11 protein-coding genes are annotated in these 11,212 nt (G+C 40.2%); 8 read left to right on the forward strand and 3 right to left on the reverse strand.

Features of this window, described 5'->3' with window-relative positions; translation table 11 throughout:
* The first annotated feature begins 155 nt into the window (after nt 1-155).
* Both AS005_RS00880 and AS005_RS00885 read left to right on the forward strand, forming a co-directional pair.
* Entirely contained in the window at nt 156-674 is a 519-nt protein-coding gene (locus AS005_RS00880; protein WP_233186187.1) for a type 1 glutamine amidotransferase, read from the forward strand.
* A gap of 13 nt (nt 675-687) precedes the next feature.
* Nucleotides 688-1,410 carry a hypothetical protein gene (locus AS005_RS00885; protein ID WP_101509818.1) on the forward strand — a complete coding sequence of 241 codons (723 nt, stop codon included), beginning with the start codon at nt 688-690 and terminating at the stop codon, nt 1,408-1,410.
* Here AS005_RS00885 and AS005_RS00890 read toward each other — a convergent pair.
* The 3 genes from AS005_RS00890 to mgtE are packed head-to-tail and all read right to left on the reverse strand — an operon-like array spanning nt 1,324 to nt 4,553.
* Complete coding sequence (locus AS005_RS00890; protein WP_101510407.1) at nt 1,324-2,274, reverse strand: alpha/beta hydrolase; 951 nt, start codon at nt 2,272-2,274, stop codon at nt 1,324-1,326. The genes AS005_RS00885 and AS005_RS00890 overlap by 87 nt on opposite strands.
* A 5-nt stretch (nt 2,275-2,279) precedes the next feature.
* Nucleotides 2,280-3,200 (reverse strand): alpha/beta hydrolase, encoded by a 921-nt coding sequence (locus AS005_RS00895; RefSeq protein WP_101509819.1) that lies wholly within the window; start codon nt 3,198-3,200, stop codon nt 2,280-2,282.
* A gap of 12 nt (nt 3,201-3,212) precedes the next feature.
* Nucleotides 3,213-4,553 (reverse strand): magnesium transporter, encoded by a 1,341-nt coding sequence (gene mgtE / locus AS005_RS00900; protein ID WP_101509820.1) that lies wholly within the window; start codon nt 4,551-4,553, stop codon nt 3,213-3,215.
* Nucleotides 4,554-4,730: 177 nt separating this feature from the next.
* On the opposite strand from mgtE, the gene AS005_RS00905 reads away from it, so the two are divergent.
* Genes AS005_RS00905 through AS005_RS00930 form a run of 6 tightly spaced genes read left to right on the forward strand, consistent with a single transcriptional unit; the run spans nt 4,731 to nt 11,111 of the window.
* The gene (locus AS005_RS00905) at nt 4,731-5,411 is read left to right on the forward strand and encodes a metal-dependent hydrolase (protein ID WP_101509821.1); all 681 of its coding nucleotides are present in this window, start codon (nt 4,731-4,733) and stop codon (nt 5,409-5,411) included.
* 12 nt (nt 5,412-5,423) lie between these two features.
* On the forward strand, nt 5,424-6,899 hold the full coding sequence (locus AS005_RS00910) for a sensor domain-containing diguanylate cyclase (RefSeq protein ID WP_233186188.1): 1,476 nt from the start codon (nt 5,424-5,426) through the stop codon (nt 6,897-6,899).
* On the forward strand, nt 6,896-8,572 hold the full coding sequence (locus AS005_RS00915; RefSeq protein ID WP_101509822.1) for a 2-oxoacid:acceptor oxidoreductase subunit alpha: 1,677 nt from the start codon (nt 6,896-6,898) through the stop codon (nt 8,570-8,572). The genes AS005_RS00910 and AS005_RS00915 overlap by 4 nt, the downstream gene beginning before the upstream one ends.
* Complete coding sequence (locus AS005_RS00920) at nt 8,573-9,421, forward strand: thiamine pyrophosphate-dependent enzyme (RefSeq protein WP_101509823.1); 849 nt, start codon at nt 8,573-8,575, stop codon at nt 9,419-9,421.
* On the forward strand, nt 9,418-10,542 hold the full coding sequence (gene hemW / locus AS005_RS00925) for a radical SAM family heme chaperone HemW (protein ID WP_101509824.1): 1,125 nt from the start codon (nt 9,418-9,420) through the stop codon (nt 10,540-10,542). The genes AS005_RS00920 and hemW overlap by 4 nt, the downstream gene beginning before the upstream one ends.
* Nucleotides 10,539-11,111 (forward strand): hypothetical protein, encoded by a 573-nt coding sequence (locus AS005_RS00930; protein ID WP_101509825.1) that lies wholly within the window; start codon nt 10,539-10,541, stop codon nt 11,109-11,111. The genes hemW and AS005_RS00930 overlap by 4 nt, the downstream gene beginning before the upstream one ends.
* Nucleotides 11,112-11,212: the final 101 nt, after the last annotated feature.

An 11,212-nucleotide genomic window follows, 5' to 3' on the forward strand; every position in this document is an offset into this window, starting at 1 on the left:
AGCCATACGTCATGTAGAGATAGAAGATCTCGGCATAATGGAAGAAATCTTCAAGGAAAAAAAAGTGGGGTTTTGAATATCTCGATACACCCAAGGGAATGTACATTGAGAAGCCTTTGGAAGAGTATTCCCTAGTTGTTCTTCTCGGAGGGCCGATGGGGGCGTATGAGGAGGAAAAGTACCCATTTCTAAAATACGAATTTCACTTGATTGAAGAAGTGTTGAAAAAAGGAATTCCATTTCTTGGAATTTGCCTAGGATCACAAATGTTGGCCAAAGTGCTAGGATCGAATGTTTACAAAGGAAAAAAGGGAGAAGAAATCGGGTGGTATTCAGTCGAAAAAGTTGGAGAGCATCGGTTTTTCAAAGATTTTCCAGAAAAGATTCTTGTATTCCAATGGCACGGCGATACCTTCGATCTGCCAAAAGATGCTATTAGAGTTTTCTCGTCAGAAAAATACGAAAATCAGGGATTTGTTTACGAAAAAGCGGTGGGCTTACAGTTTCACATAGAAGTTGATTCTAAAACGATAAACCGTTGGGTAAAAGCCTACAAAGAAGAATTATCGACAAGGAGAATTGATCCCGAAAACCTGTTAAAAATCGCTAAACATGAAGAAAAAGACTCAAAAAAGATGTTGGAAGGTTTGATAAACAGAATGGTAGAAAGTTGAGGAGGTGTCGGAGATGACACCTCTTCGTGTAAACATTTTGGATTTGGATGGGGTGTATGAGGGACAAACCATCTTGAAATCGTTAGCATCTACCGTTGTTTCTGCGAAAATGAAGGGAGTTAGGTACATGCTGCTCCCAGAGAAACTGATAGAAATGGAGAAATTGATTTCTGGACTACACGGGATAATCTTTTTGGGAGATAGCGAATACCACCATTTTACCTATCTTTTCATCAAGAAACTCAAAGAACCTTTTGTTCTCCTAGTTTTCGATAATCATTTTGATGCGGCAGAAGGAGAAATCCTTGCATGTGACAACTGGATCAGAAAGGGTCTCAAATTGAAAAACTTGCGCAGAGTAATTGTGGTGGGGTGCCGAAGGGAGGAAAAAAAACACAGGGTATTGTTTGTAGAGGCAGATCCTTTGAAAATCAAAAAAGTAATAGGGAAATATCCTGTTTATCTTAGCATCGACAAAGACGTTTTGACTTTGGAAGTAACAAAATGGGGAAAAGGACAACTTCCTTTGGAAAGCTTTCTCGAAATAATTCTAAGCATCCCAAAGAGGAAAATTTTAGGAGTTGACATTTGTGGGGAACCAGATCCCACTGAAATATGGAAGATAAAAGAAAGTGAGAGGGTAAATCTTTCAATCCTTTCCGCCTTGCTTTTCGATGAGTCGAATTACAAATCGAGCCGCAAACATTTGGAATGGGAGCCAGCTTACGTGACTTGAGGGAATTCTTATTCTTTTGGGTTTGCCCAAATACTCCCATAGTATATCTCTTGTACTCTTTGGAAGTGCTTTATCGAAGATCGCCTCCAGCAACACGAATTTGGAGGAATCGATGAATTTAGCGTAAGCGATTGGATCGAGCTTCAGAAGTGGGTGTATATCAGAAGCTAACATCTCTTGAACTGTAGAAAATTCCTTCAATTTTTCTAGATTCCTCTTGTACACGTTATAAAAATCATTTTCAACGTTCATTCCATGCTCCCTTCCTTTTCCTCTTCTAAGTTCTCTTCTCACAAAAGACAGAGTGGGCGATTTCCAAAATAACGTGGCAAAATCCCCACCACTCATCATGAGCACCGTTTTCCTAAAGTCATCATTTAAAGCGTTGATCAGAACCGCTATCATTCCTCCCAGACAATATCCGAACAAGCAGTTTCTCTCGTGCCACATGTTCTGCTTTTTGAGAAGTTTTATTAAACTCAGTAAATCAACAACGGCATGTTCCCAAAATCTTGTCATTTTCTCTAGGTTTGAAGAAAAATAATCCTTTCCACTGACAGAGCCGTGAGCAACGCGGGTGAAATTTCCAGGAAGAATCGGAAGAAACACTTCTATTCTATGCTTAGAAAGATAATGTGCCATTCGAATAAGATAAATAACGTTTCTACTCCCAAGTCCTTGTAACAGCATGACAGAACCCTTTTTTTCTTTCCTGGGGGAAAAAACATAAACTTCCGCTGGATTCGTTCCTTTTTCGGCCCTTGGATAAGTTGATTCAAATTTCAAGAGAGAAATACGAGTCTTTTTCCCTCTGTGAACGTATCCCATCGAAAAATCGGAAGGAAGATCAACGTATTCAAACACCATTTTCACCTCTTCAGGAAAGAAATCGTTTCGTAGAGAAATCTTACTGTCAAGGAATCTTTTAGAACGAATTCGAAGCCGTGCTTTCCTTTGGGATGAAGGCAGAGCCGTGCTTTTACTTTGTTTTCTCTCAGTTTTTTGTACATTTTAACAGAAGAAATGTAGGGTACGACATCGTCTTTCATTCCATGAACCAAGATGGTAGGAGGCGCCTTTTCACTCACCCACGTTACCGGTGAATAGAACACATAATCTTCCTTCTTCCTGATGGGTGTTCCTTTCAACGTTGTTGTGACGGAAAATCTTGCAAACAGAGACGTTGTCTCCAAACTCCACAAGTCGAGAAGATCGCACGGAGCGTACCACGCTGCCACATGTCCGTCGAAGTCAGGGTACCTTTCCTTTGAAGATTTCATCGCATGAAGAAGTACCAAATGTCCTCCAGCGGAGAGTCCCATGAGGTTTAAAGTCCGAACCCTCAGTTTTTCTCTGTTTTGATTCAGAAAGAAAATGGCATCGTTTAAATCCTTGAGGATATCTTCTATGAAGTGAAAATATCCGTATCTGTAATCAAAAGTCGCAACAGCAAAACCATTCGCATTCAAAAACCTGTACCATGAAACATTGTTGGGTTGCCTTCTATAACCAGAGATCCATCCTCCACCGTGTGCAAAAAGAACAAATGGATAGCTTTCTCTTTTTACAGATGGATAGTAGATGTCCATTTTCAAACCAGTTTTGTACTCGAAAGTGAAAACCTTCCTTGTTACATTCCTTTTCAACTTCACTGGAAGTCTGCCGAGAAACACATTTCTGACAAGAGGAAGGGAAAGTACGAGAAAGAAAAACAGCCCTAGGAGGGCGTTGAAGAAAAAGATTACTACTGAGAACATAAAAAACGCTATCTTTAAAAGATTTTTCACCATTTCTCTCACTCTTCACGTTAAAATACTATGGACTACATAAAAGTATATCATTATCCCGCTAACATCGACTATCGTGGTGAGCAGCGGTCCAGCCATGAAAGCAGGATCTATCTTAAACACCCTAGCTACAAAGGGAAGGATTGCTCCCATTACATTTGCATACACTATCAATACTAACAAAGCGGTTGCAACGGCGAAATTCAAAAGTGAATCTGTGGATATCAAAAATGCTCTAAGGTAGAGAACGCCAGCCAAAATTAGACCAAGAACACCACCTATCATCAACTCCCTGAAAAGCACCTTCCACCAATCTCTCCCTTTCACCTCGTTCAAGGTGATTCCTCTTATCATGAGGGCAGAAGCTTGCGCTCCCGTATTACCTGCAGAACCAATCATCGTCGGAATGAAAGCTGCTATTACAGGTATGGAAGCCAAAAAACTCTCATATCGGGATATGATATTGCCGTTCACACTTTCAAGCAAGAGCAAAGCAACAAGCCAAGGTGATCTTTTCAATATCAATTTCCACCATGGAGTATGGAAATAAGAAGTGTAAGTAGCGCTCATGGAAGCCATCTTTTGTATATCTTCTGTCACCTCTTCTTCTATGACATCCACTATATCATCGAAAGTGATGACACCTATCAATCTCTCCTCACTATCGACAACGGGTAAAATCATCAAGTCATACTTTTTCATCAATTCTGCTGCAAGTTCTTGATCGTCTGTTGCATGAACAAAAATAGGTTCTTTATCCATGATTTCAGAGACCCTTTGACTGGGGTCAGCAATAATAAGATCACGAAGCTCAACAGTTCCTTTCAATTTCCTGGTCTTGTCTATCACCATGAGAGAGTAGATGTTTTCTTTCTCTTTTCCTTCTTTTCTAACTTTCTCTAGAGCCTTTTGAACTGACATGTCCTCGTATAGTTCCACATATTCTGTTGTTGCAAGTCTTGCTGCGGAGTCTTCAGGATAATTCAACACCATGAGGATATTTTCTCTTTCATTTGGAGGCAAATACGAAAGTAACTTTTTTACCACATTAGCCGGCATCTCTTCAAGAAGTTCCACTCGATCGTCGGGATCCATGGATTCAAAGATTTCTTTCAAGCGTTCCTCTCTGAAGAGTTTTATGAGTTCCATTTGATCATCCGGTTCAAGTTCACTGAAGACTTCAGCAGCTTTGTCTTTTGGAAGAAGTCTGAAAACAATTATCTTCAAATCGGGCGGGAGCTTTTCAATCATGTCTTTTACATCGGCAGGATCTTGTTGTTCCAAAACTCTCTTCAACGTTTTGAAATCTCCCTTTTCGATCAATTCTTGGAGATCGATCTCTACTTTGATCCTCATCCTCACACCTCCTCATTTTCGACTCTACGGAGGAAGACTAGTACTTTCCACTCAGGACTCACCTCCTAAAATAGTTTTCGCAAATCAATTCTAACACTACAGAATGGAGTTTACCAGTTAATAGAAAGAAATGGTTAATTTAAAAAAAGAGTATAATTTAGAATAGGAGGTGGGAGAATGAAAGTCACGTTTCTCGGTCATGCGGCTGTGTTGATCGAAGATAAAAAGAACATCATCATTGATCCTTTCATAACTGGTAATCCTGTTGCCTCTCTGAAGCTGGAAGATCTTCCAAAAATAGATTACATACTGGTAACCCATGGTCACGGAGATCATCTGGGTGATACCGTTGAAATCGCAAAGAAAAACGATGCAACGGTAATCTCCAATTACGAAATATGTCAGTACTTAAGCAAAAAGGGGTTAAAAACTCACGCTATGCACATAGGAGGCAGCTATTTGTTTGATTTTGGGAGAGTGAAGATGACCCCAGCCGTTCATGGCTCCAGCATAATTGAAGGAGAGAAGATAATCTATGGTGGAAACCCAGGAGGTTTTCTTGTAACCATCGATGACAAAAAAATATACCATGCTGGGGACACCGGTTTAACGAAAGAAATGGAACTTCTAACAAACGAAAATATTGACCTTGCTTTTCTTCCTATTGGTGGAAACTTCGTGATGGATGTTGAAGACGCTGTTTTAGCCGCTTCTATGATCAAGCCGAAAAAGGTGATTCCCATGCATTATGGTACTTGGGAGATCATCTTCGCAGATGTAGAACTGTTCAGGAAAAAAGTTGAGGATGAGGGAATAGAGTGTGTAATTTTGGAGCCCGGTGATTCGCTAGAGTTATGAGGAGTTGGAAAAGTGTACGTGTATCTATTGCTTGCTATTTCCCTTAGTATGCTCACGACAGCTGCGGTCCTTTTCTTCCTTATGAAGAAGAAAATAGCTTTCTATACAAGACTTGAAAAGAGTTTTGACATCATTGTAGAAGGATTGTCAAAACTTGATCCTGAAGCTCCAGAAGAAGAATTTTTCCAAAATATCCTGGATATCGCAATGAAGGTGGTACCCGAAGCGAACAAAGGTAGTGTGTCAAGAATCACCGAAGAAGGAGATTGGATCTTCGTCGCTTCAAAAGGACATACGGTTGATCTTTTTGGGAGAAAGTTTCCTGCCCGCTACCTTTTTCGAGCGGGAAAGGAACCCGTCGAAGTGAATTTTCTTGAGTATGATAATGGATTTCTCCCCGATGAGATGTGGGATTTTTTTAAAAAAACACTCCGTGGTACGAGGATGAGTCTCGTGGTGGGATTATTTGCAGGTGACGAATTTCTTGGAAACATCGCGCTCGACAGTCCTCGTGAGCATTTTTCTGATCTTTCAAAAAAGGTGCTCAAATCTCTGGGAAATTTGGCCAGTACCTATCTTTTATTGAAAAATACCTTGAAGAGGGAACAATATCTCCAAAGAGTATTGAAAACTATTTTCACACTCCTTCTTCTCTTCAGAAAACAAATTTCCATAGAAGATTTCTTGAATGAGGCACTCCAGAAAATCTTAGAATCCACTCACTATTTCGTTGGAGGTGCTGTCTTCAGGGAGAACGAAGTAATCTCATCCGTAGCTTTAGAAGAAATCCCGCAGATGATTCTCAAAAGTAAAGAAGGTACAGGGAAAATAGAAACTATAGAAGAAGGCGGTAAGTACTACGTGATCGTTCATCTGGAGGTAGAGGAACTTCCATCTTACTCGATTATCTTCACTTCCAAAACGAGTGTCGAGCCTTCTTTTTTGGGTGTGTTGAACACCTTTGCCGAAATAACAACTATTTACATTAAAGAACACCAACTCCATCAGAAATATCGGGAAATAGCCCTTCGAGACACTCTAACTGGAGCATACACACGTCACTACTTCAACGAATGGATCTACTCTCACATGGCATGGCTCAGGAGAAATCAGAAAACCTCCGTATTAGTCATCTTCGACTTAGACGGCCTTAAGATGATAAATGATACTTACGGGCATCTCATGGGAGACAAGACTTTAAAAGAGTTCGTCAGAATTTTGAAAGAGACAGTTCGAGAGTCCGATCCCATCTTCAGATACGGTGGAGACGAATTCCTCCTCGTTCTCGTTGACTCAAAAAAAGAAAACACACCTTTTACTATCAATAGGCTGAGGAAAAATTTGAGAAAAATTAACCTTCCTTTCGAAGTAGACTTCTCCGTGGGATACGAGGAGATAGATGGCTTTATACCAATAGAGAAAGCATTGGCAAGAGCAGATGATCTTCTGTATAGAGATAAATTCAGGAAAAGGGGTGAAAACAAATGAAAGACATCAGTATCGTCTTGAGTGGCGAAGCAGGCCAAGGAATACAGACCGTTGAATATATACTCACCCGTGTCCTGAAAAACTCTGGTCTTCATGTGTTTGCCACCAAAGAATACATGTCACGTGTAAGGGGTGGAAACAATACCACGGAGATCCGTGTTTCCTCCAAAAGGGTACGCTCTTTCGTGGAACGAATTGATGTGCTCGTTCCTTTGGGAAAAAACGCAACAGAAAGATTGAAAGAACGAATCACCGAAAAGACATTAGTGGTGGGGGAAAGGCAATTCATCGAAGAGACGAATGGTGAAAAAATAGTTGTGCCGTTTCTGGAGATAGCAAAACAAGCCGGGAACAGACTATACGTGAATTCAGCTGCCATAGGTTTCCTCTCTGGTTTACTCGGAGCTGACAAGAATGTCCTTGAGAATCAGATCAAAAAACAATTTGAAGAGAAAGGTGAAAAGATCGTCAAGGAAAATATTCAAGCTGCATTGGAAGGATACAAAAGAGGACAAGAACTTTCCCAGAGAATAGATATCATTGTTGAAAAAAATCCTGATGTAAGAGAAGAGATTCTACTGAACGGTGCAGAAGCGGTGGGAATTGGTGCCATTGCGGGTGGTTGTAATTTCGTTTCGTCTTATCCTATGTCACCCTCTACTTCCGTTCTGGTGTTCTTAGCCCAGCATAAGAACAACTTTGGAATTGTGGTTGAACAAGCGGAAGACGAAATAGCTGCCATGAACATGGTTATCGGATCATGGTACGCAGGAGCGCGCGGCCTTGTGACAACTTCCGGTGGAGGATTCGCTCTAATGGAAGAAGCACTGAGTCTTGCAGGAATGATCGAATCCCCTGTTGTTATACATCTTGCTCAAAGACCAGGACCTGCAACAGGCCTTCCCACGAGGACCGAACAAGGAGATTTGAACCTCGTACTTTACGCCGGCCATGGAGATTTTCCAAGAATCATCTATACACCGGGTAATATAGAAGAAGCGTTTTACCTGACTCAGAGGGCGTTCAACATGGCAGATAAATATCAAGTGCCCGTTTTTGTTTTAACGGATCAGTATCTCGTCGATTCGTTTTACAATCTGCCCGAGTTCGATCTGAGTGGTGTGAAAATCGAGAAACACATCGTCAAAACTTCCAAAAATTACGTAAGGTACGCCATCACCGAAGACGGTATTTCACCCCGCGGTGTCCCTGGATACGGTGAGGGCCTCGTAAGAGTGGACAGTGACGAACATGATGAATTCGGTCATATTACAGAGGATTTTGATACTCGAGCGAGAATGGTAGAAAAGCGCCTGAGAAAAGGAGAAACTATCAAGAAAGACATCGTAGATCCGAAACTGATAGGAGATGAAGATTATCGAACTTTGCTTATAGCTTGGGGATCAACATTAGAGGTTGTGAAAGAAGCAATAGAAGAAATGGAGGGAGTGGCTTTACTTCACTTTTCACAGGTATGGCCCATCAACGAATCTATAAAGAGATATTTTGAAAGAGCGGAAAGGGTTGTGGCTATAGAGGGAAATGCAACGGGACAGTTCGCAAATCTCATTCAACAAATAACGGGCTTCAGAATAAAAGATAGAATTTTGAAATACAATGGCCTTCAATTCTCTGTGGAAGAATTGAGAAAGAAGATTTCGGAGGTGATATAAATGAAGCTCACCGATTATATAAATCAAGAGATAGCATGGTGCCCGGGTTGTGGAAATTTTGGAATAAGAACCGCCCTCATGAAAACTCTTGAGGAAATGAACGTAGATCCTCGTAATGTCGTCATAGTCTCCGGAATAGGACAGGCAGCGAAAATGCCTCAGTATATTGGTGTGAACATGTTCAACGGACTCCATGGAAGGGCTCTCCCTGTGGCCACAGCTATAAAGACAGCGAATCCCAATCTTCTGGTTATCGCTGAAAGCGGAGACGGATGCATGTACGGTGAAGGCGGAAATCATTTTATTCACACCATTAGAAGAAACCCGGATATCGTAAACATAGTCCACAACAATCAAATTTACGGACTCACGAAAGGACAGGCGTCCCCCACAAGTCTAAAGGGTTTCAAAACGCCAGTCCAAGTTGACGGAGTGATCTTAGAACCTTTCAATCCCTTAGCAGTTGCTATTGCCCTTGACGCATCTTTCGTTGCGAGAACTTTCATAGGTGACATTGAGTTCACAAAGGAGATTTTGAAAGAAGCAATAAAACACAAAGGTTATGCACTTGTAGACATATTCCAACCGTGCGTTACTTTCAACAAGCTGAACACGTATGAGTGGTATAAAGAGAACACTTATTACCTTAAGAATCATGATCCGACAGATAGAGAACTTGCGTTCAAGAGGGCAACGGAAACCGAGAAATTCCCGCTTGGAATATTTTATATCAACAAAAATAAAGAAACTTTCGAAGAAGCAGCAAGAAAAGGTAATAGAACACCTCTCTATGAATATGAGGTGGATTTCAACAAATTGAAAAAGGTGATCGAAAGTAAAAGATCATGAAACTGGCGATCTATGTACACATCCCCTTTTGTAAGAGCAAGTGCCTATATTGCGATTTCTATTCGATTGTTTCCGACAGGTTTGAAGACTATCTTTTTGCTCTTCTCAAAGAGGTAGAACTTTATAAAAAAGTTTTGGAAGAGAGTGAAGTAGAGACCGTTTATTTTGGAGGGGGAACACCCTCTGTTGTTCCTCCTTCTTTTCTGTTGAAAGTTCTAGAATCCTTAGCTAGATTTTCCAAGAGATTCGCACCTTCAGAGGTCACAGTCGAAGTCAATCCCGAATCTATTGATCAGAAAAAGCTGAAAACTTACAAGAAAATTGGTATAAACAGAATCAGCCTGGGAGTTCAATCGTGCGACGACGACGTTCTAAAAAAGATTGGAAGGCTTTACAACGAAAAAACTCTCAGAAAAAAAGCAGATATCGTACTTTCATCCTTCGAAAATGTCAATTTCGATTTCATACTCGGTTTACCTGGTGAAACCGATAGAACGTTGGATAAAAACCTAAAGTTTCTGGAAAAATTCACCCCACAACACACTTCTCTCTATTTTCTAGAAATTGACGAAGGCACAAGACTTTTCAACCTTCTCAAGAAGAAAATAGTCGTCCTACCTGATGAGGAAGAAGTGGAAAAAAGGCACGATATCTTCGTTGAATTTTTGAAAAGAAAAGAATTCAAAAGGTATGAAATTTCAAATTTTTCGAAACCAGGCATGGAATCACAACACAACCTGTTCTATTGGAGAAATTGGAATTACCTTGGTCTTGGCGCCTCTGCCGGCGGACATATTGGAAAAGAGCGATATACAAATGTCTCCGATATCAAAAAATACGCGGAAATGGTAAATAGAAAGATTTTTCCGCGAGAATATTACCATGTAAATTCGGAAAAGGAAGAAGCATTAGAAACAATTTTTATGGGATTGAGAACGATAGAAGGGGTGGATTTAAAACGGGTGAAAATTCTACTTCCTTTGATTGAAAGGTTACAAGAGAAATACACTTGTTATGTGAAGGTGAAAAATGATAAAATTTTTTTGAGTGAAAGGGGAATGGACTACTCGAAAAAGATTTTCTCAGATCTCATCGAGTGGTACCAGGAGGGTGAGAAATGACACATATTATACACAAAGGACTCGATTTTTTCGTAAAACCAACAAAAGTTTTCCTTAACCTCAATATGAAAGTTGGAAGTGCGAAACTACATCCTGAAGATTTGAAAGTCTTGATGAAAAAAGTTCCCGTTTTCATGATGAGTTACTACGACGATAAAGCGTTTATGGAAAGAGAACTTGAAATTTCTTCAGCCGATTTTCCCAACGGAGTGATTTTCTTTTCGTATTACGAACCTGTACCTCCAGAGTTGAGCTGGGACATCGACAAAAAGCTTATTTTACAGCTTGCTAAATACTTTCATCTTTACGATTTGGTTTCTTCTATAAATTCACTCATAGATGAAACTGAAAGTTTCTCGATACACATAGGAACATATGAAGAATGGCTCGAAAAAACGATGGTCAAAGTGCCAAATGAAAACACAGAAAATTTAAGGAATTTACTCTCAAAATTTTCTCTGTTGTACACAACCAAAATCCTTTGGAAGATGTTCAAGGGGAACTTTGAAGAGTTGAAAAAAAGGACTCATGAGGTTGCGTACAAGTTCTATGAGATCTCCGGTTTTTGATTCCCTCCTTTTTCGATCCTCAAATTTGGTTAACACTGACATTATATTTTTTTACAAGAACATTTTTTAATTGACACCATCTTATAATCAACGTAGAATAC

It is taken from the genome of Thermotoga sp. KOL6 (genome assembly GCF_002866025.1).
Lineage (GTDB): Bacteria > Thermotogota > Thermotogae > Thermotogales > Thermotogaceae > Thermotoga.